Origin of the sequence: Halopenitus persicus (genome assembly GCF_900107205.1) — an archaeon.
GTDB lineage: Archaea > Halobacteriota > Halobacteria > Halobacteriales > Haloferacaceae > Halopenitus > Halopenitus persicus.
The window spans coordinates 153,723-180,577 of record NZ_FNPC01000003.1; the positions used below are offsets into that span (position 1 = coordinate 153,723).

Here is a 26,855-nt window from a genome sequence, read left to right on the forward strand (position 1 = left end):
GAATCGTTATCACGCGTTGTGACAACACCGGGTATGGACCACGTCGCATTCGACGACGCGGAGACGTACGAACCGGACGAGGGCTGGATGCGCGCCGCCCTCGCGGGCAGCGACCAGTTCTCCTTCGAGTGGTTCGAGAAGCCGCCGGGGCACAGCTCCCCGATGCACGACCACGAGAACGAACAGGTCTGCCTGTGTCTCGAGGGCGAGCTCACGCTTCACGCCGAGGACGGAAGCTCGATCACCCTCGAGAAGTACGACTCCGCGCTCATCGAGTCCTGGGAGACCCACGCCGTCGAGAACACCGGCGACGAGCGCGCCGTCGGGCTGGACGTCTTCGCGCCGGGTCGGTCCTTCGACTTCTGGACCGACCGGGAGGAATGATGTCGGAGGGACTGGCGTCCGGAGCGCTGCGGTTCGCACGGACGGTTGACGGCACGGCGATCGTCGGCGACGACGAGGGGTTCGTTCCCCTCGCGGCCGCGCTGCCGGACGCCGACGGCGACCCGATCGCGGCCGCGCGCGCCGCCGAGACGATCGACCTCGACGCCGCGCCGGCCGACCGTATCCCGGAGGCGGACGTCCGGTTCGCCACCCCGTTCGACCCCGGCAAGCTGTGGGGGATCGGGCTGAACTACGCTGACCACGCCGCGGACCTCTCGGAGGACAGCCCCGACGAACCGGCGAGCTTCATGAAGCCGACGACGGCGCTCACCTCGCCGGGCGGCCCGATCCGGCTGCCGGCCGCAAGCGACCGGGTCACCGCGGAGGCCGAGCTCGGGATCGTGGTCGGTCGGACCTGCCGGAACGTCGACGAGTCCGACTTCGACGACGTGATCGCCGGGTTCGTCCCGATCATCGATATGACGGCCGAGGACATCCTCCAGCGGAACCCCCGGTTCCTCACCCGGTCGAAGAGCTTCGACACGTTCCTCGTGATGGGACCGTGGCTCTCGGCACCCGCAACGACGGACCGGCTCGACGACGTCGCGGTCCGCACCGAGATCAACGACCAGACGATCGCCGAGAACGGTCTCGAGGCGATGCACTTCTCGCCGCCGGAGCTGCTGGCGTTCCACTCCCGGGTGATGACCCTCGAGCCCGGCGACGTCATCTCCACCGGAACGCCAGGAGCAGGCGTGATCCGGCCCGGCGACCACGTCCGGTCGGTCGTGGAGGGCGTCGGCACCCTCGAGGCGGACGTCCGCTGAACCGCTCCTGACGGAGAGTCGCTGCGGATCGTTCGCGGCGGAGAGTCGCTGCGGCCCTCGAGAGGGGTCGATAGCGAGGCCGTGCCCGATTCGAGTGAGGACGTATATATGCCGCCGGCCCCTCGACCGCGTATGGTACACGTCGGAGACGAAGCCCCCGATTTCACGGTCCCGCTCGCCGGCGGCGAGGCGTATAACGACCTGACGGAGTTCACGCTCTCCGACCGGATCGGCGACGGGCCGATCGTGTTGGCGTTTTACCCCGCCGCGTTCACGAGCGGCTGCACCGAGGAGATGTGCACCTTCAGCGACCGGCTCCGGAGCTTCGAGGAGCTGGACGCCGACGTCTACGGGATCAGCGTCGACCTCCCGTTCGCACAGAACGTCTGGATCGACGAGGAGGATCTGTCGATCCCGATGCTCTCGGACTGGAACCACGAGGTGATCCGAACGTACGACGTCGTCTACCCGGACATGTACGACCAGGTCGAGGCCGCCCAGCGTAGCGTGTTCGTGATCGACGACGACGGGATCGTGACGTATCGGTGGGTTCGCGACGGCGACAACCCCGACTTCGGGACGCTCGTGTCCGAGGTTCGCGACGCGGTCGCGGACGCACGCGAGTGACCGCTCGATCGCGACCGGTCGACGTCGGCCGACCCCGGCCGTCGACGACGATCGGCTCTTTTTAAGGTATCACGGACGAAGCCGTCGCTATGAACGTCCGTCACCTCGCGCCGCGGGCCGGCGCGCTCGCGTGTCTGGCGACCGCGGTCGCCGGGGCCGCGCCGTTCCTTCTGATCGACGGCCACGCCGAGCTGCTCGGCGACTACTACGGGGCCGGCCCGGTCGGCCTCACGACGATCGTCCTCTTCGCCGCCGTCGGCGTGGTCGCGTTCGCCTCCGCGGAGCGCGGAAACGTGGACCCCGTCACGATGGCCGGCGGGCTCGTCGTCCTCGGCGTCGTCCTCGTGGTCGGGTCGGCGCTCTGGTGGCTGGCGATCGACGAGACGGTGCTGTACAGCTTCCCGCGGGAGTACCGGTGGCTCGAGTGGCATCCGCCCGTGGTCGTCGCCGCGTCGATCGCGGTCGCGATCGTCGGCGGCGGCTACGCGCGGGCCGTCCTCGAGTGACGGCGGCGTGGCGGCACGGTGCGTCGACGGCGGCTACGTGCGGGCCGGACCCTGCAGTCGGGACCCCGCGGAACGAAAGGCCCTTAAGGTGGACCGGTGTACGTGTAGGTGGACTAGGTCGGGCGGTTAGGCCCCGCTCGCAACCCGCGAGGTAGTCTTCAGCGGGGACCGAACGCCGGGAGAGTCCGGTCGGACCGACTCGGGCCCCGGGAGCCAACGTGGAAGCCTCGTCCGACGGGGACAGCGGTTCGCGGCGCCCGCTCGCAGGAGCGGTCCGCCGTGGTTCGTCGGCGGCACCGGGTCAGGCGCGGAAGCGAGCAGCCCATCGCCGGACGTGCGTCGCTCGTCGGATCGCGGGGTGGAGGAGGCAACCGGGATTCCCCGTGTCGGAACGCCGGGCAAACCCGGTCGTCCACCATTCATACCGCGTTCGTGTTCTGACTGCCCAGCGGTCACTCCGTCGCGCCGTCGCGCGACGCGACGACGTCGGCCAGGATCTCCTCGAGTTGTGCCGCCTCCTCAACCGTGAGCTCCGCGCTCGCGATCCCCGTGCCGTGGTCGCCGGCGGTCGTCTCGATGCTCACCACGATCCGGTCGTTGTCGTCGGTCGTCTCGACGTCGATCGACGCGTAATCGGGCGATTCTCGCGGTAAACCGACGGAGAGGTCGCTCTCGCCGACGCTCACGTCGATCGAGGTTCGGTCCGGTCGGTCCAGGTCGATCGTCGTCCACGGGTCCGTCTCGCTCATAGGGCCACCAACGGCGGCGATCCCCTTCAGTCGTCCGGCGACTGGAGCCGTGTACTTATAAGGGGTCTCCGCCGAACGTCGGAGCGTGACCGACCCACGGACGGTCCGCTGTCTCGGCTGTGACCGGGCGATCGACGCGGACGCCCGCGTGTGTCCCCACTGTGGCGAGCTCCAGCCGACGCCGATCCTCGCCGCCGGGGCGGTCGTGGTCGGGGTGTTCGCGTTCCTGTTCGGATTCCTGCTCGGGGCGTTCACGGTCGGGCTCACCCGGTGGGTCGGCTTCGCGCTCGCGGTCGTCGGATTCGGCCTCGTCGTCGGCGGCTACACGAGCTACCTGGACGCGAGGGCACGACGGGGCGGCCGGGCGCGGTAGGCGTCGCCATCGTCGACCCGTGGCCGCCCTCTCCGGCAGCACGCCGATCGATGGGTTCGAGGGATCGGGGACCGAAGCCGGCGTATGACTGATTCGACGCGCGGGGGCCCGACGTCCGGTGCCGACGATATCGGGGGAGACGACGCGACCGACGACGACGCAACCGACGACGCCGGCGCGACCGAGCGGATCGTCGAGAGTGACGGCGTCACCGCGAAGTACGTTGAGACCGACGACGAGCGCGTGCTGACGTTCACCCGCGAGGGTCGGACCGCGGCGATCGTCCAGAACGCCACCGGGTACGCGATGGTGAAGGTCCGGACCGCGCCCGACGGGGACGAACTGGAGCGGTACTACGGGTTCGATATGGCGCTCGATCACGCCGCCGAGCGGCTCGGCGTGACGGTCGCCGACCTCCCGGTTCCCGAGGCGGCCGCGGATATGGGAATGTGACCGCGGCGGTCCCGGCCGCGTCGGTCGCGCGGCCACTCGTCGAGCTACACCGGTCGCGCGGTGGCTCGCCGAGCTGCACCGGTCGCGCGGTCACTCGCCCAGTTGGAGGCCGTCGCGCCAGTAGAACCAGGGGCCGAAGACGAGGTAGGTGCCGGCCAGAAACAGCAGCGCGAACGCGAAGACGCGGCCCCAGTAGCCGGTGACGCCGATCGCGATCGCCTGGACGACGCCCATCACGATCGCGTCCTGCGCGTGAAGGTCCGGGTAGGTTATCCGCGAGACCATAAGCGCCGCGAGCAGGGCGGTTTCGGGGACCAGCACGACCGGATCGGTGTACCCCGCCAGGACCGTCGCGGCGATGATGGTCGCCGCGAGGGTCGTCTGGACGCCCTTCGTCTCGTCGCTGTCGAGGTCGTAGGCCGCGTAGAGCCCGAGCCGCGTGACCGCCATCGCGACGTAACACGCGCCGACGCCGATCCCGACCAGGAAGGCCGGATCGGTGGTCCCCATCCCGGTCGACTCGAGGGTGATCGCGACGATCGTCGCGGGGGCGACGCCGAACGTCGCGACGTCGGCCAGCGAGTCGAGGTGGTCGCCCGCGGGCGTGGAGCCGCGCTTCCGGGCGATGATCCCGTCGAGCGCGTCGGCGATCGCGCCGAACAGCACGAGCCGGGCCGCCAGCTCGACGTCGACGGTGGCCGCGGCGACCGCGAGGAAGCCGATCGCCGCGTTCGCGACGGTGACGGCGTCCGCGAGCCCGAGCCGGCCGGCGAACCGCGGCTTCATACCCATCGGGTCGTGGACGGGCTTTTTACGTGTTGTTATTCCCAGAACCTGGGACCGGACCGCGGTACATAAGCCCGCGGCGACCCAAGGAACGTGTATGCAGCGGAGACGGTTCCTCGAACGCGCGGCCGGGGCGGCGACGGTCGCGGCAGCGCTCCCGATATCGGGATGCTTGGGGAGCGTTGCCGGGGGGCAGTCCGAGCGTGACTACGACGTCGGGATGACCGCGACGACGTTCCGGCCCCAGGAGGTCACGATCGCGGTCGGCGAGTCGGTCACCTGGCGGAACACGAGCGCGCGGACCCACACCGTCACCGCCTACGAGGACGCCATCCCCGAGGACGCCGACTTCTTCGCGACCGGCGGCTACGAGGACGAGGCGACCGCCCGCGAGGAGTGGTGGAGCGACCGCGGCGGCGCGCTGGAGAACGGCGATGAGTTCACTCACACCTTCGAGATTCCGGGCCGATACGATTACGTCTGCGTCCCCCACGAACAGGGCGGGATGATCGGCGCCGTGATCGTCGAGGGGTGACCGATGGTCCCGACGGTCGCCGACCTGTTCGGCGTCGACGTGGCCCTGTTCCTGCTGGTCGGCCTGCTCGGCGGCGCCCACTGCATCGGGATGTGTGGCCCCCTCGTGACGGTCTACGCCGATCGGATGGGCCCCGGCGCGGATGAATCCGGGTCGGGCGGGGCCGGAGCGGACGGGCTCGGGCCGGACGCGGTCGGAACCGGATCGCCCGGCGCGGGCCGCGACTCACACCTCACCACCTACGAGGTTCGCCAGCACGCGCTGTTCAACGTCGGACGGGCGACGAGCTACACCCTGATCGGCGCGCTCCTGGGCGCGCTCGGCGGCGCGGTCTTTCTCACGGTCGAGTCGATCACAGCGACGGCGGGGCTGGTTCGCGGAGTCGTCGGCGTCCTCGTCGGGCTGTTCGTGGTCGCGATCGGCGCCCGCTACCTGCTGGGCGGCGCCGCGGCCGGGATCCATCTGCCGGGGCTCGAGCGCGTCACCGGCCGCCTGATGACCCACGTCGACCGGCTCGCGAACGGCCCCGGGATCGTCCTCCTCGGCGGGCTCCACGGGCTGTTGCCCTGCCCGATCCTCTACCCGGCGTACCTCTACGCGTTCGCCAGCGGCTCCGCGGCGTCGGGCGCGGTCGCGCTCGCTGCGCTCGGCATCGGGACGATCCCGGCCGTCTTCGCCTACGGGACCGTGATCGAGGCGGTCGACGCGGTCCACCGCAAGCGGCTCCATCGCCTGCTCGGCGTCGTGTTCCTGGCGCTGGGATACGTGCTGTTCGCTCACGGGCTGATGAGCCTGGGCATTCACGTCCCACACCCGATGTTCCCGTTCTACGACCCTCTGAGCGGGGCCGGCGGCCACTGACCGTGCTTGGCCACGGTCGCCGGACGAACGGGACGATTCCGACGTCCGATCCGGTTCCGGACACGCCGGTCGGCCCCAGACGCAACAGTCATTCACCTCCGGATCGAACTCACTGCAACGCGAACGGTCGGCCCATCGCGACGGAGCACGTCGCGGCGAGCCGACCGACCCACGTCCCCATTCCATGACCGAGGACCAGACCTGCACGCTGTGTGAGCTGCCCGCCGCCGACGTGGTCGACGAGGACGGCAACCCCTTCTGCTGTCCCGGCTGCCGCGACGTCCACGAGGCGCTGGGTTCGGTCGACGACGTCGATGCGGACGACGTCCGCGACCGGGTCGGCGAGGCCGACACGGGAGCGAACCGGGAGGGACCGGGAACCGGAAACGCGGCCGGGACCGATTCCGATCCCGTGGTCCCCGACGACCACGAGCCGACGTTCCTCGAGGTCGACGGGATGCACTGTGCGACCTGCGAGGCGTTCATCGAGTCGGCCGCCGAGGCGACCGAGGGCGTCAGCGCGGCCAGCGCGAGCTACGTGACGGAGACGGTCCGGATCGACCACGACCCCGAGACCGTCTCGCCGGCGGACCTCCAGGCGGCAGTCTCCGGACTCGGATACAGCGCGTACGACCGGGACGACGCCTTCAGCCGCCGCCGGGCCGACGCCATCGCGACGGTCCGGCTCGCGGTCGGCGTGCTCGTGGGGATGATGGTGATGTTACAGTACGTCGCGATCATCTATCCGACGTACTTCGACGGCCTATTTTATACCGACGCGATGGCCCGGTTCCTCACGGACGCGCTGCGCCACTCCTCGAGCACGTACTTCTACGGCTTCATCGGCATCCTCACGACCATCGTCGTGGTCGTGACCGGCAAGCCGATCCTCCGTGGCGCCTACGTGAGCCTCCGGACCCGGTCGCCGAACATGGACCTCCTCGTCGCGCTGGCGGCGATGAGCGCGTACGCCTATTCGGTCCTCTCGATCGCGACCGGCAAGGAGCACATCTACTTCGACGTGACCGTCGCGATCATCGTGATCGTCACGATCGGCACCCACTACGAGACGTCGATCAAGCGCCGCGCGACCGAGCGGCTCTCCGACCTGACCGCCGTCCGCGTCGACGAGGCGCGCCGGCTGGTCGGTGAGACCGCAATCGCTCCCGATGACGTTGCGGCCGCCGCCGACGTGACCGACGCTAACGTGACCGACGCGACCGACGCCGCCGACGAACCGACCGCTGCCGCCGAGACGGAGACCGTCGCGATCGAGGACCTCGAGCCGGGCGACCGCCTGCTCGTCAGAGCCGGCGAACGCGTCCCGGTCGACGGCGAGGTCGCGGACGGCGAGGCCGCGGTCGACGAGTCGGTCATCACCGGCGAGTCGCTGCCCGTGGACAAGCGGCCGGGCGACGCGGTCGTCGGCGGGTCGGTCGTCGCGGACGGGGCGCTCGTGGTGACCGTCGGCGCGGACGCGACGAGCAGCCTCGACCGGATCGCCGAGCTCGTCTGGGACCTCCAGAGCTCCAACCACGGGATCCAGGCGCTGGCCGACCGGCTCGCCACGGTCTTCGTGCCCGTCGTCCTCGCCATCGCCGCGGTGGCCGCTGCGGGGACGCTCCTCGTCGGCGCCGCGCCCGCCGAGGCGCTGCTGGTCGGGCTCACCGTGCTCATCGTCTCGTGTCCGTGCGCGCTCGGGCTCGCGACGCCGCTTGCGGTCGCCGCCGGGATCCGCGACGCGCTCGCGCGGTCGATCGTCGTCTTCGACGACACCGTCTTCGAGCGCGTCCGCGAGGCCGACACCGTCGTCCTCGACAAGACCGGGACCCTCACCACCGGCGAGACGCGGGTGGTCGACCACGACCTCGATCCCGACCTCCTCGAGCGTGCCGCCGCCCTCGAGGGGCGGTCCGCCCACCCGGTCGGCACGGCGATCGCGAACGCGGTCGCGGACGCGACGGACGGTGGCGACCCCGACGCGCCGGCGACCGACGGCGGATCGCCGGTCGTGTCTCGACGGTCGGACGCCGACGTCGAGGGTGACGCCGATCTCGAGGATGGAACCGATTCCGATGGCGACGACGCTGCCGATGCCGATGCCGACGTCGCCCCCGACGCTGACGTCGCCCCCGACGCTGACGTCGCTCCCGACGCACGCCGCGTCGAGTCCTTCCGAAGCCACCGGACCGGCGTTTCGGGAGTCGTCGACGGCGAGGAGATCCTGGTGGGTCACCCCGACCTCTTCGCGGAGCGCGGCTGGACCGTGCCGGACGCGATCGCCGACCGGATCGCTGATGCGCGCGCGGTGGGTCGCGTTCCGGTCGCGGTCGGTCGCGACGGCGAGGCGGAGGGGACCATCGTGGTCGGCGACGATCTCCGGGACGGATGGGCGGAGACGGTGACCGAGCTCGACGACCGCGGCGTCGACGTCGTCGTCCTCACCGGCGACGACGAGCGGGCGGCGACGGTCTTCGCCGACCACGAGGCGGTCTCGCGGGTGTTCGCCGGCGTGCCGCCGGAGGGGAAGGCCGAGACCGTCGGACGGCTCTCGGCGACCGGCACGACGGTGATGGTCGGCGACGGGACCAACGACGCGCCGGCGCTGGCGCGTGCGGATCTGGGGATCGCGCTGGGCGGCGGGACCGCGATGGCGGCCGACGCCGCCGACGTCGCCATCGTCGACGACGATCTCCGGTCGGTGACGACGACCTTCGACCTCGCCGCCGCCGCGGGCCGGCGCGTGAAGGGGAACATCGCCTGGGCGTTCTGTTACAACGCCATCGCCATCCCGCTGGCTGCGCTCGGGGTGTTGAACCCGCTGTTCGCCGCGGTCGCGATGGGCACGAGCAGCCTGCTCGTGGTGGCGAACTCCTCGCGGCCGCTCGTGAGCGACGGCGAAACCGAGGACGACGCTTAAACCGGGAACGACGCTTAAAAATGCGGGGACGGCGACGGAACCGGTCGAACCGGAATCGAATCGGCCGTCGGCGTCAGTCCACGTTCCAGTCGGTCTCGATCTCGGGCGGATTCACGAGCGTCTGATAGACGACGCAGTATCGCTCCGTCGCCCGCTCGAAGGCCGCCGCCGTGTCGGGATCGATCGCATCCCCGTCGGCCGGATCGACGTCGATGGAGAGGCGGACGTCCTCGAAGCCGACCGGTGCGTCCGCCGTGACGCCCATCGTGCCCCGCAGGTCCAGGTCGCCCTCGACCTCGACGCTGATCTCGGCGTCGAATCCGAAGTTCTCCGCGACCGCCTGCGCGGTGAGCTGCGAGCAGGCCGCCAGCGCGCCGAGCAGCAGGTCGCCCGAGCAGGCGCCCGCTCCCGGCCCGCCGGCGCCCTCGTGGAGCTCGGCCTCGTAGATCGCCCGGCCGATGTCGACGTTGCAGGCGCGGCCCTCCTCGGCCTGCTCGGAACCGGTGGCGGACAGCGTCACCTTCGCCGCCTCCGGGTTCTCCTCGTACTCCGCCTTCAGCGGCTCCTGGATCTCGGTCAGGTCCCGATCGGTGGATTCGGACATACCCGCCACTCCGCGGGGGCGGCAGGAACGGTTTCGGAGAGCGACAAATACCGCCGTCGTCTCGGACGCGTGACTCCTCCGACGCTTGCGGCCCGATGCCCTACTCCTCGACTGCGCTTGCGGCCCGGACGATCGTTTCCTCCCCGAACTTCGGGCCGATCAGCTGGAGGCCGACCGGGAGCCCCTCCGCGGTGCCGGCGGGCACGGAGATCGCGGGCAGGTTCGCCAGGTTGACCGGCGTTGTGTTCGCGTCGGCGAGATACATCGTCATCGGGTCGTCGATCCCCTCGCCCAGCTCGAAGGGGAGCACGGGCATCGTCGGCGAGGCGATCACGTCCACGTCCGCGAAGGCGTCGTCGAAGTCCGACCGGACCCACGCGCGGGCGTCCTGGGCCTTCGCGTAGTACTTCTCGTGGTAGCCGGCCGAGAGCGCGTAGGTGCCCAGGAGGATCCGGCGTTTGACCTCCTCGCCGAAGCCCTCGGATCGCGTCTCGGCGAACGTCTCGTTCCAGTTCCCGTCGTGGCCGGCGGAGTGGCCGTACCGGACGCCGTCGAACCGCGCGAGGTTCGAGGAGGCCTCCGAGGTCGCGATGACGTAGTACGCCTGGACGGCGTGCTCGACCGACGGGAGCGAGACCTCGACCGTCTCGGCGCCCTGCGCCTCGAGGTCGGACAGCGCCGCCTCGACGGTCTCGACGACGCCCTCGTGGGCGCCCTCGAAGAGTTCCGGGACGACGCCGACCGTCATTCCCTCGACGTCGCCGTCGGCCGCGGCCGCGTAGTTCGCGTCGGCCCCGGCCTCGCGGGTCGTCGCGTCGTGAGGGTCGGGACCGGCGATGACGTCGAGCAGCGCCGCCGCCTCCTCGACGGTCCCGGCGATCGGGCCGACCTGCTCGAGGGAGTTGGCGTACGCGATCAGCCCGTACCGCGAGACGAGCCCGTAGGTCGGCTTGATCCCGACGACGCCGCAGAAGGCCGCCGGACAGCGGACCGACCCGCCCGTGTCGGTCCCGAGCGCGACGTCGGCCTCGCCGGCGGCGACCGCGGCCGCGGACCCGCCCGAGGAGCCGCCGGGGACGCGGTCGGGGTCGACGGGGTTGCGCGTCGGGCCGAAGTGGGAGGTCTCCGTGGTCGTCCCCATTCCGAACTCGTCCATGTTCGCCTTGCCGACGATCGTCGCGCCGGCGTCGGCGAGCCGCGTCACGACGGTGGCGTCGTACGGCGGCACGTAGCCCTCGAGCATTCGGGAGCCGCAGGTCGTCTCCACGCCGGCCGTCGAGATGTTGTCCTTGACCGCGACGGTGGTTCCCGCCAGCGGCCCGTCGTCGGCCCCCTCGATCGTCTCCTCGGTGATGAACGCGTTGACGTCGGCCATCTACGACACCCGCGGCCCGCGGAAGTAGCCGTCCTCCGTCTCCGCCGCGTTCCGGAGCGCCTCGGACTGGGTGAGTCCCTCCCGAACCTCGTCGGGACGCATCACGTTCACCAGCTCCGCCTCGCGGTCGAACTCGGGGACCTCGTCCAGCGTCTCGAAGTACTCGAGGATCTCCGCGAACTGTTCGGGGAACGCCTCCCGCTCCGCCGCCTCGAGGTCGACGCGGGCGAGGCCGGCGACGTGGTCGACGTCCTCGACGTCGACGTCGGTCGCGTCAGCCGCCTCGGCCGCGTCCACCGTGTCCGCCGCGTCCGCGGCCGCCTCGGACCGTTCGTCGGGCGAATCGCTCATACCGGAGAGTGTGACGGCCCGGGAGTAAGGGTTTCGAATCGCGCGACGGACGACCCGATCGCACGTCGGATGGGCCTACTTCGGCGTGACCTCGAAGGTCGGGGCCACGCCGCGGAGGGTTCCCCAGACGGCACTGGCGATCGGGACCGCCCAGAGCGCGGCGTATATCGCCTGCGTGATCGGGTTCGAGAGCAGGTAGAACCCGACCTTCGCGCGTCGGGTCGCCAGGGGGACCGCGCGTCGGGTCGCCGCGTAGGTGCGGCGCGTGAACTCCGCCCAACAGAGGAGGTTGAACGCGACCAGAACGGTCACGGCGGTCGGCAGCGTGATCCCGCCGCCGGCGATCGCGACCCACGCGACGACGATGCCGACCGGGACGCCGACGAAGTTCGCGACCGAGAGGGCCTGGTTGGCCACCGTGAACGTCCAAAACCGGATCCGCTCCCGGAGCGTGAACTCCTCGCGGAACAGGTGGGCGTACGGCCCCCCGACCCAGCGGCGCTTCTGCCGGACCCACGCCCGGAAGTCGGTCGGACAGAGGTCCCGGACGTACCGGTCGACGATCCCGAGCCGGTACCCCTGGAGGTAGGCGGCCACGCCCAGAGTCATGTCCTCGGTGATCGCGTCGGGGTCCCAGGCGCCGAGCGCGTACAGGTCGTCGACGCCGACGAAGTATCCCTTTCCGAGCAGCTGATAGGGGCCGGTGCTGGTCCGCGCGTAGATCGCGTCCGACCACGCCGCGATCCCCATCGCCTCGAGGGTCGGCAGCCAGCCGTCAGCCACGTTTCGGACCGTCTGTTTGGCCTGCACGATGTCGTATTCCTCGAGTCCGCCGACGGCGAGGCGGAAGGTGTCCGGCGGGAGTTTCGTGTCGGCGTCGGAGACGGTGACGACGTCGTCCGGTTCGAACGACAGCGAGGCGAACGCGTAGGTGAGCGCCGCGGCCTTGGTTCGCGGGACGAAGTCCCCGGCGATCAGCCGCGCGTTCGCTTGCAGATAATACGAGAGTCCCTCCCGGTCGACCGCGTGCGGGACGACGTCCCAGCCCCGATCGGCCGCCGTCGCGGCCAGGTCGTCGACGTACCCGCCGACGAGCTCGTCGTCCGCCTCGTGGATCACGTAGACGTGGATCGACTCGGTCGGATACTCCTGGGCGAACACGTCGGCGATCGTCTCCTCGATGACCGCCCGGCGCTCGTTTCGGACCGCAAGCAGGACGTGTATCGGTCGGATACGCTCCGCGTCGGGCGTTTCCGTGCCGCCAGCCCCGCCGTCGCTCATCCCACTGCCGTCGCCCATCCCACCGCCGTCGTTTACCCCACCGCCGTCGCCCATCCCACCGCCGTCGTTCACTCCACCGCCGTCGACGGCGATCGCTTGCTCCTCCGCGATGACGTTGACCGGCTGGGTGTACAACAGCGAGGCCACCGAGAGGTTGATCAACCCGTAGACGACCTGCGTGGTCACGAACAGGCTCAGAAGCACCGGAAACAGCGGCTCGAGCACGCCAGTGACTGCTCGGCCATGGCATATGAAGGTTGGTACGGCGGCGAAAGACGGGCGTCCGGCAGCGGCACGATGACGCGTTCGGCAACGACGCGCTGATAGGACGTCCGCCGGGCTATCGGTACGCCGGGGCAGTCGCCGTCCCACGCCGGGGCAGTCGCCGTCCCGCGGATTCCCACGCGGTTCGGGATGGTCTGACACGGGAGACTTTTTACCACAGGGGAGGTAGCCACGGACATGATCTCACTCGAGGACGCCGTCACGGCTCGGCTCGAATCACACGGGGAGCGGTTCGAGGTGCTGATCGACCCCGACGCGGCGCTGGCGATGAAACGCGGCGACTTCGAGGGCGACCTCGAGGACGTGATCGCCGCCGAGGACGTCTTCGAGAACGCCTCCCGCGGCGACCGCCCCGCCGAATCCGCCCTCGAGGAGGTGTTCGGGACGACCGACCCGATGGAGATAATCCCGGAGGTGGTCGAGCGCGGCGAGATCCAGATCACCGCCGATCAGCGCCGCGAGATGCAGGAACGCAAACGGAAGCGGCTCATCAACACCATCGCGCGCAACGCGATCAACCCCCAGATGGACGACTCGCCGCACCCGCCCGAGCGCATCGACCGCGCCCTCGAGGAGGCCGGATTCACCGTCGACCCGATGGAGCCCGTCGAGAACCAGGTCGACGACGCCTTGGAGGCGCTGCGTCCCGTGATCCCCATCCGGTTCGAGGAGATCACGGTCGCCGTCCAGCTGCCGCCGGACTACGCCGGCTCCGGCCAGGCGAAGATCCGCGAGTTCGGCGACCTCGAGCGCGAGGAGTGGCAAAACGACGGCTCGTGGGTCGGCGTGGTGACGTTCCCGGCCGGCCTCCAGAACGACTTCTACGACCTGGCCAACGAGGTCTCCTCGGGCGAGGCCGAAACGCAGGTCGTCAAGGACAAGGACGACCTCCGGACGCGGTGACGCTCAGGGGGCGTCCTCGCCACTGAGACGAGCATCGTCACCGACGATCGAGACCCGGTGGCCGTCGGGATCGCGAACGCGAAACCCGCCGTCGATCGGTTCGAGCGCGCCGGCTGCATCGTTCGCGTCCGCGATCCGGGCGGCGTCGGCTTCGGAGTCGTCGCTCGCCAGGCCGAGATCGACGTGGAGGCCACCACGCGCGCCGGCGATCCCGAGATGGGGCTCCCACAGCTCCAGATCGAACGGGCCACGCAGGCGCACGCGGGGACGGTCGGAGCCGCGATCGACGACCTCGAAGCCAAGCGACCGGTAGATCGCCTCGCTTCGTTCGAGGGACGCGACCTCCAGAACGACCTCGAAGATCCCCGTCAGCTCGGGCGCGTCCTCGTCCCGGACGGCGGTGCCGGCGTCGTCACCGGGGTCGTCGTCACCGCAGTCGCCGGTTTCGCCGTCGTGATCGCCGGTCGTTCCCTCCGTCGTTCCGATCTCGACGCAGTGGCCGTCGGGATCGTCGACGTACAGCGACCGGTAGGAACCGAACGTCCGTTCGACCGGGTCGAGGTCCCGACAGCGTGCGATCCAGGCGTCGTAGGCGTCCCCGGTCGTCGAGAAGGCAAAGTGGGTGTGGACGCCGCCTCGCGGGACCGACCGCGGGCGACGGAGCACGAGGTGTGATCCGGAATCCCCGACCGCGTACGCGACCTCCCGGTCGGTGCGTCGGACGCGATCGCGACCGAGCCCGAGCCGGTCCTCGTAGAACGCACGTGCGCGATCGAGCGAACGAACTTCGAGCGCGAGGTGTGTGAGTCGGGTGACGGTCATCGGTGCGGGGATCGGATGAAGCGGAGGGTGACTGCCGGAACCGAAGCCGACCGATCTTCGGGCGGACCGGGCGGAATCGACGGCGACGTGGCCGGCTACTCGTTCGTTCCGGTCGCGCGGTGGAACGGCTTGTTCGCGATCGTCTCGCGGAGGTCGGCCAGGGAGTCGCGACCCGCGTCGCTGGCGGCGGACATCACGGCGAAGACCTCCTTCCGGGAGACCTTCACGCCGGTCTCGGTGAGCGCGTCCTCCGGGCGCGACCGGAGCTCCCGAAGCGTGCCGACCGCCAGGAGGTACGGGACGCTCCAGGCCGCCATCGTGTTGCCGTGTTTCAGCGGCATCGTCTCCAGGTACGCCTGCGCGTCGTCGAGGAACGAGTGGGCGTACTCGGCCGTCCGGTCGACGACGCGGGCGGAGGACTCGTGGTTCTCGGGGTCGACGATCGACTCCTGGTCGACGCCCTCCGCGGCGAGCCACTCGGCGGGGATGTAGACGTTGTTCTCGGCGGTGTAGTCGTCGTAGACGTCCTTCGAGACGTTGACGAGCTGGAGGAGGAGGCCGAACTCCTCGGCGGTGTCGTAGAGACGTTGGACGCGCTCGTCGTCGACGTCCGCCCGGGTCAGGAGGTTGGTGATCAGCGTGCCGACGGTGCCGGCGGCGTAATAGCAGTACTGCTCGAGCTCGTCCCGGTCGTCGATCCGGAGGCCGCCCGCCTCCGCGTGGCGGTCGAGGAACATCGCCATTCCGTCGACCATCTCCCGGACCGGCGGCACGATGGCTGCCCGGACGTCCTCGGGGAACTCCTCGAAGGTGGCGACGACCGTCGGCGACCGGGCGACGACCTCCCAGTCGGCGTTGCGCTCCCCCTCGGGTGGGACCCACTCGTCGACGGCCGCGCGGAACTCGTCGACGTCGGTGTCGTCCTCGGGATCGAGCACCGCGTCGTACGTCTCGAGCACGTCGGTCTGTGCCGCCGGCGGGATGTGACCCGCGTCCTCGACCGTGTCGGCGACCCGGCAGAGGAGATAGCCGAGACAGATGTGGCTCGCCATCGGTTCCTCGAGAACGTCGACGGTCAGCGCGAAGGTGCGAGACACGCCCTGCACCGCCTCGTGACACCAGTCGAGGTCCGCTCGGGCGGCCTCGGGGTCGCCGCCGGCGGCCGACCGTGAGTCGGCCTCGCCGGCGGATATGTTACGTCCGCTCATTCAGATATCGATCGGTAGGGTGCGAGGGGTAAAAAGTCTCGTGGGGACGGTCGGGAGTCCTCGCGGCTTCGTCTCGCGGCTGACGAGCGCGTTCGGATTCCCGGCACATTATAAATAGATATAGATATATGATATAATATATTTAAATATAAGTACTGTTTGGATTATATTTCCGTCGATCGACGGAATGCAGTCGACTTCCCGTCGTATGAACCGCTTATCCGCCGTCTTTCAGGTGAGTGAGCGTGATTAAACGTGTCTCGGGAATGGATCGATGAGTCCGTGGGGACGTGTGGTCGAAGCGACGAAATAGGGATGATACTTGGGCTTAGATGGTGATATCGTTCGTCATCGATCCGTGACCCGTTGATACATATGATATCATATATTTAAAATCAATACATATATTATACTAAATGTGTAATCAATCAATCACTCTCGAGGAGAGCAGCTCCGCGACGAGGACGATCGACAGGGAGAAGACGACGATCACGGTGCCGACGGCGTTGATGGAGGGATTGAGTCCCGTCCGGATCATGGAGTAGATGACGATCGGGAGCGTCTCCGTGTTGGTGCCGATCCAGAAGAAGGTCTGGGTGAAGTTGTCGAAGGAGATCGTGAACGCGAACAGCATCCCGGCGACGACGCCCGGGAGAATGAGCGGGAACGTCACCTCGAGGAAGGCGCGCGTCTCGGAGGCGCCGAGGTTCTTGGCGGCCTCCTCGAGGGACCGGTCGAACCCGTACAGCCGGGAGGAGACGACGAGGATCACGAACGGGAGCGTGATGATGACGTGGCCGAAGACGACCGACGCCATCGTCCCCTGCACGCCGAAGAGGTTGTACAGCGTGAGCATCGCGATCCCGGTCACGACCCACGGGACGACGACCGGCGACATGAAGACGGTGTTCAACACGCTCGCGTCCAGCAGCCGCGAGTCGAAGTCGTTCCGCACCATCCCCAACGCCGTGATCGTGCCGACGATCCCCGCCCCGATGGCCGCCAACACGCCGATCTGGAGGCTCTGAAAGACCGCGGCCGTGAGCCGTTCGTCCTCGAGCATCGTCGCGTACCACTCGAGGGTGAACCCCTCCATCGGGAACGCGGGCACGCGCGCCTCGGTGAACGAGAGCGCGATGACGATGACGATCGGCGCGTACAGGAAGACGTAGACGCCGCCGGTCAGCAGCCGGAGGAGCCGACCGCCGGTCCGGTCGGAGACGTCGACGCGCTCGAGGAGTGCGTGGATCCCCCTCACGAGGCCTCACCTCCGCCGTAGAGCCCCTCGAGTCCGACGACCCGGTTGAACAGGAACACGATCAGGAGGACGAACGCGGTCACGGCGATGGCCATCGCGCTCCCGAGGCTCCAGTCGAAGTACTGGATGTAGGTGTCGCCGATCACGTTCGCGATCATGATGTGGCTGTCGCCGCCCAACAGCAGCGGGATCACGAAGGCGCCGAACGCGAGCACGAACGAGATCGCGACCCCGGTCGCGGCGCCCGGGATCGACTGCGGAAGCGTGACCTCGTAGAACGCCTGCAGCTTGTTCGCGCCGAGGTTCTTGGCGGCCTCGACGTGTGACTCGTCGATCTTGTCCATCGAGACGTACAGCGGCAAGACCATGTACGGCAGCAGTACGTGCACCAACCCGACCACGATCGCGTTCTGGCTGAACAGCAGCCCCATCGGCTGGTCGACGACCCCGAGGACCTCGATGAAGAGGTAGTTGATGATTCCCTGCTCGCTGAAGATCAGCCGCCAGGCGTACGTCCGGATGACGAGGTTGATCCAGAACGGCAACACGATCAGCAACACGAGCACGTTCTTCCACCGGGTGTCGCTGAACGCGAGCAGGTACGCGACCGGGTACGCCAACGCCAGCGTCGCCAGGGTCGTCTTCACCGAGATGACGAACGAGTCCCAAAAGACCGACGTGTAGAGGTCGTTGTTGATGAACTCGACGTAGTTCCCGACGGTGAACCGGATCGCCTCCTCGGGCGGCGCCTGCTGGAGGACGCTGTAGAACACGATGATGGCGATCGAGACCAGAAACGTCGACAGGACGAGGAGTCCGACCAGCAGCTGTACGGCGGGAACGATCCGCCGGTTCCGGTAGACGTACCCGTTCAACCGGTCGACCGCCGCGAGAACCGACTCGGTGAACCCGCCAGGGATCGAACCGCCGCCGAGCGACGTCATTGTCCCTCCAGCAGGCAGACGTGATCCTCGGCGTTCCAGTACACCAGCACGTCGTCACCCGCCTCGAAGGCAGTCCCGGACTCGCGGCCGGTCGTTTCGACGACGATCTCCTCCCCGTCGGCGTCGACGAGGAACGTGGTCTCCTTGCCCTGGAACGTCTTCGACCGGATCGTTCCCGACACGGCGACGTCGCCGTCCGGCTCCGCTGACGCCATCCGGAGATTCTCCGGCCGGACGGAGAGGGTGACCGCGTCCCCCGCGTCGACGTTGCCGTCCAGCCGATCACCGGACGCGTGTACCGATCCGGCGGGAAGGTCCTCGAGCGCGATGGTCGCCCGCGTTCCGTCCATCGCGTCCACGGTGCCCGCGAGGAGGTTCGACTCCCCGATGAAGTCGGCCACGAAGCGGTTCGTCGGCTCGTGATACACCTCCTCCGGCGTCCCGATCTGCTCGGCGGTGCCGTCGTTCATCACGGCCAACCGGTCGCTCAACGAGAGGGCGACCTCCTGGTCGTGGGTCACGTAGATGGTGGTGATCCCCAGCTCGGTCTGGATCCGCTTGAGCTCGAACTGCATCTGCTTGCGCAGCTTCAGGTCGAGGTTGGAGATCGGCTCGTCCAGCACGAGCACCGAGGGCTCGATGACGAGCGCCCGCGCGAGCGCCACGCGCTGTTGCTGGCCGCCGGACAGCTCCCCGGGTGATCGGTCCTCCATCCCCGGGAGGCCGACGAGCTCGAGGCTGTCGGCGACGCGCTCGGCACGCTCCGCCTCGGGAACGCCCTCCATCTTCAGGCCGAACCCAACGTTCTCGCCCACCGTCTTGTGCGGGAACAGGGCATAGCTCTGGAACACCATTCCGACGTCGCGTTCGTAGGGAGGTCGGTCCGTGACGTCGTCGTCGCCGATCGAAACGGTTCCGTCGGTCGGGCGTTCGAACCCGGCGATCATCCGCAGCGTCGTGGTCTTGCCGCAGCCGCTCGGCCCGAGCAGCGAGAAGAACTCCCCCTCCTCGATCTCGAAGGCCATGTCCTCGACGGCGCGGACGTCGCCGAAGTCCTTGGTCAACTCGGTCACGGTGACCGATCGGGAGTCGGATTCCGTCATCGTTCCACCCGCATCACGGAATCACCCGAGCATAATGCTTGCCGAATACGTCGAGGTTTTGATGGTTCGAAGCGCACGATTGTTGCCTCGGTGAACGGGTCACTGTCGCGTGATCTCCTGGAACCGCTGGGCCCACTCCTGCTGGTTCGGCGCGAAGACGTCCTGGTCCCAGATGTGGATCCGGTCCGGGTACTGGACGTCGGGGATCTCCTGATAGGACTCGGGGGCGTCGCTGAACGCGTTGGCCTGACCGTAGTGGATCTCCTCGGCGAGCCGTCGCGACGGCTCCTCCTGAAGGACGTAATCTAAGAGCAGCTCGGCGGTGTATCGGCGCGGGTCCTCGATCTCGTCGTTGATCGCCCACACGCTCACGTAGCCCGTCGCGCCCTCCTCGGGAAGCGTGTACTCGACGGGAACGCCCTCCTCGTCCCGGAGCGACTGCACCCGACCGACCCAGCAGTTGCCGGCCACCGCGGACTCGTTCGTGTACAGCTCCTCGGCGGTCGCGGCGGAGTCCCACCACTGGTACATGTATTCGTTCTGCTGGCTGACCCGGTCGAAGACGGTGTCGACCGCGTCCCCGCCGCCCTCGAGCGTGTTGAAGTCGATCCCCTCCTCGAGCGCGGCGTTGCCCACCACCGGCGCGGTGAACCCGCTGTAGGTGAGCTGGCCGCTCAGCTCCTCGGTGTACAACTCCGACCAGCTCGTGGGCGCCGAATCGAACGTCTCCGTGTTGTAGGTCAGCCCGTAGGCGCCGTAGGTGTTCGGGACGTGGTGCACCCGGTCGCCGGGATCGTAGGGCACCTCCTCCGGGTGGAACGTTTCGATGGCGTCGTAATGTGGGATGTTCTCGAGCCGGAGCGGCGCGAAGATGTCCTCGTTCACGCCACGGTACAACGCCGGGTCGACCATCAACATCGCGTCGAGGTCGACCTGTCCCGCCCGGATCTGCGAGATGACCTGGTTCGCGTTGCCGTACGGCTGCAGGTCGACGGAGACGCCGTACTCCTCCTCGAAGGGGGTGATGATCGTCTCGTCCATCGCCCGCAGCCACGCGCCGCCGGTGGAGTAGAACGTGATCTCGTCGGCGAGCTCCGGATCACCGGACCCGGTCGTCTCCCCGTTCCCGTCGCCGTTCCCGTTTCCGCCGCCGTTGCCGTTCCCGTCCCCGTTACCGCTGCCGTTGCCGTTTCCACCGCCGCCGAGGCAACCGCTTACGGTGGCTCCGACGGTGACGCCGACGGCCGAGTTCCGGAGGAACCGTCGTCTCGTTGCGTGGCCCTCGCTACCGCGATGTCGATCAGTGTCTGTCATTGGCTGACACTCCCTATTCGTGAGTAATCCATATTAAATTTTTCTACAATATTCGCCGCTACCAGCCGTGTACTTTCGTCGAAGGTCGCGATTCGAGGAGTTCGGTCGTCGAGGAGCCCGGTCGTCGAGGAGCCCGGTCATCGAGGAGTTCGGCCGTCGAGGCGTTCAGCGGTCGAGGAGCGCCGCCCGCCGGCTCTCGTCTCCCGCCGGCACTCAGAACTCGATCCCGCCGCCGTGACCCCCATCGTCGTCCGCGAACCGCGACAGCGAGAAGAACTCGAGGTCGGTCAGCTCCGACCGTCCGTCCTCGATCAGGTCGGTCATCAGCCGACCGATCGCGGGCGCGTGTTTGAATCCGTGCCCGGAGAAGCCGCACGCGAGGTAACAGCCCGCGGGTCCACACTCGTCGAGGATGAAATCGTGGTCCGGCGTGTTGGAGTAGACGCCGCTGTACCGCCCCTGGACCCCGGCGTCCTCGAGTCCGGGAACGTACTCCGAAAGCGTCGCGTGGAGTTCGAGCAGCGTCTCCTGGTCCGGCGTGTTCCGGTAGTCGTCGGGATCGCAGGTCTCGCCGGAGTGGTGCGTCGCGATGAGGGCGCCGCCGCCGAACTCCGAACGTGCGTAGTACCCGCCCGGCAGACCGGCCGTCGGGAGCACGTCCGGATGTCGCTCGAGATACTCCTCGCTCGGGTCCAACAGGATGACGCGCTCGCGCGACGGCGTGATCGGCACGTCGACGTCGAGCTCCGCGGCGAGACGCGGGGTCCACGGTCCGGCGGCCAGAACCGCCGTCTCACATTCGACCGAACCGTCCGTCGTCTCAACCGCCGTGACGGTGTCGTCCTCGACGTCGAATCCCTCGACCGCCACGCCGGTGACGACCGTGCCGCCCGCGTCCTGCACCGCGCGGGCGAACCCGGACGCGACGTCGGTTCCGTCGGAGTAGGCGGCGTCGTCGTCGCTCACCGCGAAGTCGAACTCCTCGAGGTCGAACATCGGGAACTCCCGCTCCATCGCCGCGCCCTCGTATCGGGAAACGGGACGGTCGAGCCGCTCGAGGATCTCCCGGCCGTTCTCGGCGTAGTCGGCGGTCTCCGTTCCCTCCGCCGCGAAGGTGACGCGGCGGTTCCGCTCGAAGGCGATCGGCTCGCCGACCTCCTCCTCGAAGCGGCTGTAGAACCGATAGCTCCAGTCGGCCAATCGCGTGTAGCGCTCCTTCTCGCCGTAGTGTCGTCTGATGATCGCCGAGGAGTCGCCGGTCGATCCGGCGCCGATGGCGTCCTTCTCGAGCAGGGTCACCTCCCTGTCGGCCTCGGTGGTCAGGAAGTAGGCGATGCTCGTGCCGATGACGCCGCCGCCGATGACGACGACGTCGGTCTCCGTGGGTAGCTCGGGGGTCGTGCTCATGCTGTGGATCGCTGGTTCGCGGGTCTCGTTGTTTCGGTCGTCGACGTCGATTCGTCCGGTCACCGCCTCGATCGCGTCACTCCTTGACGATCAGTTCGCGCGGAACGTCGGCCAACACCTCCGCGCCGTCCTCGGTCACGCGGAACGACTCGCTGATTTCGATCCCGTAGTCGTCGAACCAGACGCCGGGGATCATGTGGAACACCATGTTCGGCCGCAGCTCGGTCTCGTCGCCGGGACGGATGCTCACCGATCCCTCCACCCAGGAGGGCGGGTACCCGATCCCCGTCGAGTACCCGATCCGGGATTCCTTCTCGACGGTAGTGCCCGCGATCTCCTCGCGCCAGGCTCGTTCGACCGACTCGGCGGTCACGCCGGGTTCGACGGCGTCCAGGGCCGCCTCCAGGCCGTCGATGATGACGGCGGCCGCGCGTTCGGCTTCGGCGGGCGGCTCGCCGAGGAACATCGTCCGCGTCAGCGGGGAGTGATACCTGTTCACCACGCCGGCGAGCTCGAGGATGACCGGCTCGCCCGCCTCGTACTCCTCGTCGGTCCACGTCAGGTGCGGCGACCCGGTCCCCTCGCCGGCGGGCATCAGGGGCACGATCGCGGGGTAATCGCCGCCGGTCCCGTCCGCGCCGCTGTAGAGAGCCTCGTGAACCGCGGCCGCGGCATCACACTTCCGGACGCCCGGTCCGATCGTCTCGATCCCGACCTCCATCGCCCGCTCGGAGATCGCGGCGGCTCGCTGGTGGTACTCGATCTCGGCTTCGCTTTTGACCATTCGGCAGTAGTTGACCAGCTTCGTCGCGTCCTCGACGGCCGCGCCGGTCGGCAGCGCGGCGGTAAACGCCTGATGGGCGCGAGCGGTGTAGTAGTCCGCGTCCAGTTCGACGCCGATCGTTCCGTCCGCGAGCTCCCACTCATCGAGGCGGTCGACGACGAACTCCATCGGGTGCAGCTCGGAGTCGACGTAGTCGTCGGAGTAAAGCAGGACGTGTTCCCGGTCCAACCACGTCGTCTCGCGGGCGCACGTGAGGTCCTGTTCGCGCCCGATCCAGACCGGCTGGTCCCGGTCGTGCGTGACCGCGAGGATCTGCGGCACATAAAAGGAGTAGGCGTCGTACCCCGAGAGGTAGTAGATGTTCGCCGGATCCGTCACCAGGAGGACGTCGAGCCCGCGATCGCGCATCCGTCGCTTGGCGGCTCGGAGTCGATCACGAAACTCGGACGTACTGAACGGCACTGACGCTGTCGAACCCATACCACCACCTGCGATCACGTTATACATAAGTTCTTTTATTATTTTATTTATACTTGGTCGGCTCGACGCGTGGCCGTCCGACTTCTGACGTCGGTCCCGGTCGCCGCTCCGGTTCAATATACACGAATTTCGTTGTTTTACATACGAAATCAGTGTACGATGTTCGGCTTCGCGACCGCGGTCGAGGAACCGCCGTTCGGGCGGATGTGTCGATCCCTCGGAGCCACGCACACATCGGTCGACGTCTCCCGACGTGGCGTTCGAGATGTGCGAACGAAAAACACGATGATCGTTCACAATATACGTCGTCTCGGATCGATCCGGCGCTTCGTCCCCGACGTGGATCCGATCTTAAAATTCGATTGTGAATGGATTCATTTAACTCTCCTCTTCGTGATTTAACCGTCGGCGTCGAAAGCCGTTCGATCATTGCGAACTTTAATGTGCGTGGGGTGTTGCCATCCCGTATGGACCGAACGCTCGAAACGACGGAGACGTCCTTCGACGTCATCGAGGCGATCCAGGACCTCGAGGGTGCCACCCTCTCCGAGCTCCGCGACCGGATGGACCTTCCGAAGAGCACGCTGTATTACCACCTCAACACGCTCGAACGGCGCGGCTATCTGATCAAGGAGCGTGGCGAGTACAACGTCGGGCTGAAGTTCCTCGTCCACGGCCAGTACGCCAGAACCCGGCGGCCCGAGTTCGAACTGGCGCGGGAGTCGACGTCCCGGCTGGCGAACCAGCTGAACGAGAACGCCGACTTCTCCGTGGAGGAGCACGGCCAGCTGATGGTGATCCACCACGTGGTGGGCGAATCCGCGAAACACGGGTTCCAGCTCGGACAGGCCGAGAACATGCCGACGACCGCGGCCGGAAAGGCCATCCTGGCCGAGTATCCCCGGTCGCGCGTCGAGGAGATCGTCGCCGAGCACGGCTTCGAGGGGACGGATCGGGCGCCGACCTCGGTCGGGGAGCTTCTCGATCGCCTCGAGACGGTCCGCGAGCGCGGGTTCGCGGTCAACGACGAGGAGTGGGTCGAGGGGCTCTGTGCGATGAGCGGGGCGGTGACCCATCCGGACGGATCGGTGCTCGGCGCGTTGAGCGTGATGCTTCCGAGCTTCCGGTTCGACGAGGAGACGATGGAGAGTTACGCGCTGCCGCTCCGGGAGTCGATCGATCGACTCGAGGGACGACTTGAGTCGCAGTATCGGTCCGAATAGATTACAGGGATATATTTGTAATTCTCCGAACGGCCGTCACGGGGGGCGAAAAGCGGTTTACACGGCCCGATGCCGTTCGACGTACATTCCATATCTATGTCCCTTCCATAGAAATATATGTAGTCAGGTACTTATTCGTATGACGTTCACCGTGACGATCGCCGCATAAACGCCGGTCTCGAGGAGACGTCCGTCCGATACGCATTATAAACGCGATCGTCGATATAAACACTATATACCGGGAAAACCGTCTATACTGGCGTATTCGTTTCCATATCTCCTATTTTTACGTCGAAATCATACCGTTCCTCCGGCCGAGGAGGTCAATTACGGAGATCGATCGAAGCCGCTAAACATATTATTTATTGTATACTAATGTATTAGTTATGTCCGGCTCGAAACGTAGAACGGGAGTCGAAGACGCCACCGTCAAACGGTGAACGTCGACCGGAACGTTACTCCTCGAGGATCGCGTCGACGAGCGTCTCGTGGTCGAAGTCGTTGATCGGGTGGCTCTCGTTTTTGACCGTCGTGATCACGAACTTGGAGCTCGTGCGCCGGATCTCGTCGATCGACTCGTAGGACTCCACGAGGTCCTCGACCATCCGTCGGTCGGTGACGTGTGCGATGACGATGAAGTCGGTGTCGCCCATCGTGAAGTACACCTGGTTGACGCCCTCGATCTCGCCGATCCGCTCGCCGACTGACTCGTGGTAGCCCTCCTCGTATTCGGCGTACACCTCGCTTATCAGCACGATGGACAGCCCCACCTTCGACAGGTCCATCTCGTAGAGGTCGTTCCGGATGACGCCCTTCTCGCGGAGCTGCTCGATCCGGTAGTGGACGGTCGATTTGGGGATCCCGGTGTGTTCGTGGATCCGCTCCGGGCTGTTGATCCGTTCCGAGGCGATCGTCTCGAGGATGCGTAGGTCTTTTTCGTCCATGGTGATGTGGCAGGCTCGAACGCGGATCGAACCCGGCGGACCGGCGGTCGTGTCGCTCGGATTCGAACCACGTTCAGTTATCCTGCCTTACTTCGACTTATGTATTAATTCTTTCCCATCGCCACGTATTCTCCGGTACTTTGCTCCCTCCCGATCGCCGTTTCCGCCGCGACACGTGCGTCACCGTGTGACTGTTTGATCACTCTCGCCGGTTATTACACGCTTACCGTTGTAAGTTCATTCCATTCCGCCCGACAGATGAATAAAAGTTCAAAATATCCTCGTACTCGATACGTCGTCCCGATTTATCTCCCTCTCTTGGATAGAAATTCAGGACTCCGACGTGCCCGGACGGAATCGATCCGGGATCGTGGATCCGCTGCCGCTCAACGGCCGCCGGTCACGCGAGCGTCGGCCAGAACTCCGCGTGGTGGTCGACGGCGTCCGCCACGGCGCGACGCGCGGAGTCGACGTCCTCGTCGATCCAGGCGAGCGGGTCCGCCACGTCGGAGTCGATCCCGAGCGCGCCCTCGAGCACGCCGAGGGTCGCGTACGCGAGGTGGCTCACCTGATAGCCGCCCTCCTGGACGATCGCCAGGTTCCCGCCGGCGTGTGCGTCCGCGAGCGCGGCGATCCGCGCGCCGAGGGTCTCGAACCCGGCCTTGGTGACGACGTTCCGCCCGAGCGGGTCGACCGTTCCCGGGTCCTGGCCGGCGCTGACGAGCAGCAGGTCGGGGTCGTACGCCTCGAGGACGGGGGCGACGATCCGGTCGAGAACGAGTTCGTATCCCTCGTCGCCGGTGCCGGGCGGCAGCGGCACGTTCACGTTGTATCCAGTTCCGTCGCCGGTGCCGACCTCGTCGAGGTTCCCCGTCTGCGGGTGATGCTCGGGGTCCCACGACCGGTGGTCGTTGTGGATCCCGACCACGCAGACGTCCTCGCGGTCGTAGAAACACTCCTGGGTCCCGTTGCCGTGGTGGACGTCCCAGTCGACGACCGCCACCCGGTCGACGTCGCGCGTGGCCAGCACGTGGTCGGCCGCGACGGCGACGTTGTTGAGATAGCAGAACCCGTCGGCCCGGTCGGGCTGGGCGTGGTGCCCGCTCGGCCGCACCAGGGCGTACGGGACGTCGTCGTCCGGCGTCGAGAGGGCGTGCTCGGCGGCGCTGCGGGCGGCGCCCGCCGCGTGGCGCGCGGCCCGGTAGGTGTGTTCGTTCGCGCCAGTCTCGGCGGTGAGCCGGCCGCCGCCCTGCTCGCAGAACGCCCGCAGTTCCTCGAGATAGGACGGCTCGTGCGTTCGCGTGAGCTGGTCGCGGGTCGCCGGGTCGGGCTCGACCCACTCGATCCGGTCGGGGATCTCCGTCCGGAGGATCCGGTTCACGTTCCGCATCCGCTCGGGCCGGTCGGGGTGCGGCTCGCGGTAGGCGAGACGCCCCGTCCACTCGGCCTCGTTTTCGCCGGCGGGGTGGTCGTGTGCGAGGAAGCTGTCGTGCCAGAACGCGGTCGCGGTGCGCATCATTTCGGCGGCACGGCCGGCGGTTTCCTCAA

General features: G+C 67.7%; 27 protein-coding genes and 1 other RNA gene. 12 read left to right on the forward strand and 16 right to left on the reverse strand.

Annotated elements, in window-relative coordinates; all coding sequences use genetic code 11:
* Window positions 1–33 precede the first annotated feature (33 nt).
* The 5 genes from BLV25_RS05975 to ffs all read left to right on the forward strand — a co-directional run bounded on the left by BLV25_RS05975 (window position 34) and on the right by ffs (window position 2,762).
* Entirely contained in the window at window positions 34–384 is a 351-nt protein-coding gene (locus BLV25_RS05975) for a cupin domain-containing protein (RefSeq protein WP_021073772.1), read from the forward strand.
* Window positions 384–1,211, forward strand: a complete 828-nt coding sequence (locus BLV25_RS05980) for a fumarylacetoacetate hydrolase family protein (protein ID WP_394327114.1) — start codon at window positions 384–386, stop codon at window positions 1,209–1,211. The genes BLV25_RS05975 and BLV25_RS05980 overlap by 1 nt, the downstream gene beginning before the upstream one ends.
* A 132-nt stretch (window positions 1,212–1,343) precedes the next feature.
* Entirely contained in the window at window positions 1,344–1,838 is a 495-nt protein-coding gene (locus BLV25_RS05985; protein ID WP_092731410.1) for a redoxin domain-containing protein, read from the forward strand.
* Window positions 1,839–1,927: 89 nt separating this feature from the next.
* Window positions 1,928–2,344 carry a DUF7548 family protein gene (locus BLV25_RS05990; protein ID WP_021073775.1) on the forward strand — a complete coding sequence of 139 codons (417 nt, stop codon included), beginning with the start codon at window positions 1,928–1,930 and terminating at the stop codon, window positions 2,342–2,344.
* Window positions 2,345–2,450: 106 nt separating this feature from the next.
* Window positions 2,451–2,762, forward strand: an RNA gene (gene ffs / locus BLV25_RS05995) — signal recognition particle sRNA.
* 34 nt (window positions 2,763–2,796) lie between these two features.
* On the opposite strand, the gene BLV25_RS06000 is transcribed toward ffs, so the two are convergent.
* Window positions 2,797–3,093, reverse strand: coding sequence for a hypothetical protein (locus BLV25_RS06000; protein WP_092731412.1), 297 nt, complete (start codon window positions 3,091–3,093; stop codon window positions 2,797–2,799).
* Window positions 3,094–3,178: 85 nt separating this feature from the next.
* Between BLV25_RS06000 and BLV25_RS06005 the strand changes: the two genes are divergently transcribed.
* Together BLV25_RS06005 and BLV25_RS06010 are read left to right on the forward strand one after the other, a co-directional pair.
* The gene (locus tag BLV25_RS06005) at window positions 3,179–3,466 is read left to right on the forward strand and encodes a zinc ribbon domain-containing protein (protein ID WP_021073777.1); all 288 of its coding nucleotides are present in this window, start codon (window positions 3,179–3,181) and stop codon (window positions 3,464–3,466) included.
* An 84-nt stretch (window positions 3,467–3,550) separates the two neighbouring features.
* Entirely contained in the window at window positions 3,551–3,919 is a 369-nt protein-coding gene (locus BLV25_RS06010) for a DUF7111 family protein (RefSeq protein WP_021073778.1), read from the forward strand.
* Between the two features lie 90 nt (window positions 3,920–4,009).
* Here BLV25_RS06010 and BLV25_RS06015 read toward each other — a convergent pair whose 3' ends face one another.
* Window positions 4,010–4,705: a protein sorting system archaetidylserine synthase gene (locus BLV25_RS06015; protein ID WP_092731414.1), complete on the reverse strand. Its 696-nt coding sequence runs from the start codon at window positions 4,703–4,705 to the stop codon at window positions 4,010–4,012.
* Between the two features lie 97 nt (window positions 4,706–4,802).
* Between BLV25_RS06015 and BLV25_RS06020 the strand changes: the two genes are divergently transcribed.
* The 3 genes from BLV25_RS06020 to BLV25_RS06030 all read left to right on the forward strand — a co-directional run bounded on the left by BLV25_RS06020 (window position 4,803) and on the right by BLV25_RS06030 (window position 9,021).
* Window positions 4,803–5,240, forward strand: coding sequence for a cupredoxin domain-containing protein (locus BLV25_RS06020; protein WP_021073780.1), 438 nt, complete (start codon window positions 4,803–4,805; stop codon window positions 5,238–5,240).
* A 3-nt stretch (window positions 5,241–5,243) separates the two neighbouring features.
* Window positions 5,244–6,101 (forward strand): sulfite exporter TauE/SafE family protein, encoded by an 858-nt coding sequence (locus BLV25_RS06025; protein ID WP_039401760.1) that lies wholly within the window; start codon window positions 5,244–5,246, stop codon window positions 6,099–6,101.
* A 184-nt stretch (window positions 6,102–6,285) separates the two neighbouring features.
* Window positions 6,286–9,021, forward strand: a complete 2,736-nt coding sequence (locus BLV25_RS06030; RefSeq protein WP_092731416.1) for a heavy metal translocating P-type ATPase — start codon at window positions 6,286–6,288, stop codon at window positions 9,019–9,021.
* A 73-nt stretch (window positions 9,022–9,094) separates the two neighbouring features.
* Here BLV25_RS06030 and BLV25_RS06035 read toward each other — a convergent pair whose 3' ends face one another.
* The 4 genes from BLV25_RS06035 to BLV25_RS06050 all read right to left on the reverse strand — a co-directional run bounded on the left by BLV25_RS06035 (window position 9,095) and on the right by BLV25_RS06050 (window position 12,857).
* On the reverse strand, window positions 9,095–9,625 hold the full coding sequence (locus BLV25_RS06035; RefSeq protein WP_092731418.1) for an OsmC family protein: 531 nt from the start codon (window positions 9,623–9,625) through the stop codon (window positions 9,095–9,097).
* Window positions 9,626–9,725: 100 nt separating this feature from the next.
* Window positions 9,726–11,000 carry an Asp-tRNA(Asn)/Glu-tRNA(Gln) amidotransferase subunit GatA gene (gene gatA / locus BLV25_RS06040; RefSeq protein WP_092731420.1) on the reverse strand — a complete coding sequence of 425 codons (1,275 nt, stop codon included), beginning with the start codon at window positions 10,998–11,000 and terminating at the stop codon, window positions 9,726–9,728.
* Window positions 11,001–11,297 carry an Asp-tRNA(Asn)/Glu-tRNA(Gln) amidotransferase subunit GatC gene (gatC, locus tag BLV25_RS06045; protein ID WP_321166985.1) on the reverse strand — a complete coding sequence of 99 codons (297 nt, stop codon included), beginning with the start codon at window positions 11,295–11,297 and terminating at the stop codon, window positions 11,001–11,003.
* 129 nt (window positions 11,298–11,426) lie between these two features.
* Window positions 11,427–12,857, reverse strand: a complete 1,431-nt coding sequence (locus BLV25_RS06050; protein WP_143114391.1) for a glycosyltransferase family 2 protein — start codon at window positions 12,855–12,857, stop codon at window positions 11,427–11,429.
* Window positions 12,858–13,094: 237 nt separating this feature from the next.
* Here BLV25_RS06050 and BLV25_RS06060 point away from each other — a divergent pair, with 237 nt between their 5' ends.
* Window positions 13,095–13,820, forward strand: coding sequence for a ribosome assembly factor SBDS (locus BLV25_RS06060; protein ID WP_021073788.1), 726 nt, complete (start codon window positions 13,095–13,097; stop codon window positions 13,818–13,820).
* A gap of 3 nt (window positions 13,821–13,823) precedes the next feature.
* On the opposite strand, the gene BLV25_RS06065 is transcribed toward BLV25_RS06060, so the two are convergent.
* The 8 genes from BLV25_RS06065 to BLV25_RS06100 all read right to left on the reverse strand — a co-directional run bounded on the left by BLV25_RS06065 (window position 13,824) and on the right by BLV25_RS06100 (window position 23,140).
* Window positions 13,824–14,642 (reverse strand): VOC family protein, encoded by an 819-nt coding sequence (locus BLV25_RS06065; RefSeq protein ID WP_092731428.1) that lies wholly within the window; start codon window positions 14,640–14,642, stop codon window positions 13,824–13,826.
* 95 nt (window positions 14,643–14,737) lie between these two features.
* Window positions 14,738–15,850, reverse strand: a complete 1,113-nt coding sequence (locus BLV25_RS06070; RefSeq protein ID WP_092731430.1) for a phytoene/squalene synthase family protein — start codon at window positions 15,848–15,850, stop codon at window positions 14,738–14,740.
* A 424-nt stretch (window positions 15,851–16,274) separates the two neighbouring features.
* Window positions 16,275–17,108 carry an ABC transporter permease gene (locus tag BLV25_RS06075; RefSeq protein ID WP_092731432.1) on the reverse strand — a complete coding sequence of 278 codons (834 nt, stop codon included), beginning with the start codon at window positions 17,106–17,108 and terminating at the stop codon, window positions 16,275–16,277.
* Window positions 17,105–18,052 (reverse strand): ABC transporter permease, encoded by a 948-nt coding sequence (locus BLV25_RS06080; protein WP_021073792.1) that lies wholly within the window; start codon window positions 18,050–18,052, stop codon window positions 17,105–17,107. Before BLV25_RS06080 ends, BLV25_RS06075 begins: the two co-directional genes overlap by 4 nt.
* A complete protein-coding gene (locus BLV25_RS06085; RefSeq protein WP_021073793.1) occupies window positions 18,049–19,155 on the reverse strand; it encodes an ABC transporter ATP-binding protein in 1,107 nt (368 codons plus the stop codon). Before BLV25_RS06085 ends, BLV25_RS06080 begins: the two co-directional genes overlap by 4 nt.
* Window positions 19,156–19,254: 99 nt before the next feature.
* A complete protein-coding gene (locus BLV25_RS06090; protein WP_092731434.1) occupies window positions 19,255–20,469 on the reverse strand; it encodes an ABC transporter substrate-binding protein in 1,215 nt (404 codons plus the stop codon).
* A gap of 213 nt (window positions 20,470–20,682) precedes the next feature.
* A complete protein-coding gene (locus BLV25_RS06095) occupies window positions 20,683–21,939 on the reverse strand; it encodes an NAD(P)/FAD-dependent oxidoreductase (protein ID WP_256335658.1) in 1,257 nt (418 codons plus the stop codon).
* A 13-nt stretch (window positions 21,940–21,952) separates the two neighbouring features.
* Window positions 21,953–23,140: a M24 family metallopeptidase gene (locus tag BLV25_RS06100; RefSeq protein WP_092731436.1), complete on the reverse strand. Its 1,188-nt coding sequence runs from the start codon at window positions 23,138–23,140 to the stop codon at window positions 21,953–21,955.
* Window positions 23,141–23,607: 467 nt separating this feature from the next.
* Here BLV25_RS06100 and BLV25_RS06105 point away from each other — a divergent pair, with 467 nt between their 5' ends.
* Window positions 23,608–24,363: an IclR family transcriptional regulator gene (locus BLV25_RS06105; protein WP_021073798.1), complete on the forward strand. Its 756-nt coding sequence runs from the start codon at window positions 23,608–23,610 to the stop codon at window positions 24,361–24,363.
* Window positions 24,364–24,818: 455 nt separating this feature from the next.
* Here the strand turns inward: BLV25_RS06105 and BLV25_RS06110 are convergent, their stop codons facing one another.
* Together BLV25_RS06110 and BLV25_RS06115 are read right to left on the reverse strand one after the other, a co-directional pair.
* Window positions 24,819–25,307 carry an Lrp/AsnC family transcriptional regulator gene (locus BLV25_RS06110; protein WP_021073799.1) on the reverse strand — a complete coding sequence of 163 codons (489 nt, stop codon included), beginning with the start codon at window positions 25,305–25,307 and terminating at the stop codon, window positions 24,819–24,821.
* 400 nt (window positions 25,308–25,707) lie between these two features.
* Window positions 25,708–26,826: an arginase family protein gene (locus BLV25_RS06115; RefSeq protein ID WP_092731438.1), complete on the reverse strand. Its 1,119-nt coding sequence runs from the start codon at window positions 26,824–26,826 to the stop codon at window positions 25,708–25,710.
* Between the last annotated feature and the right edge of the window lie 29 nt (window positions 26,827–26,855).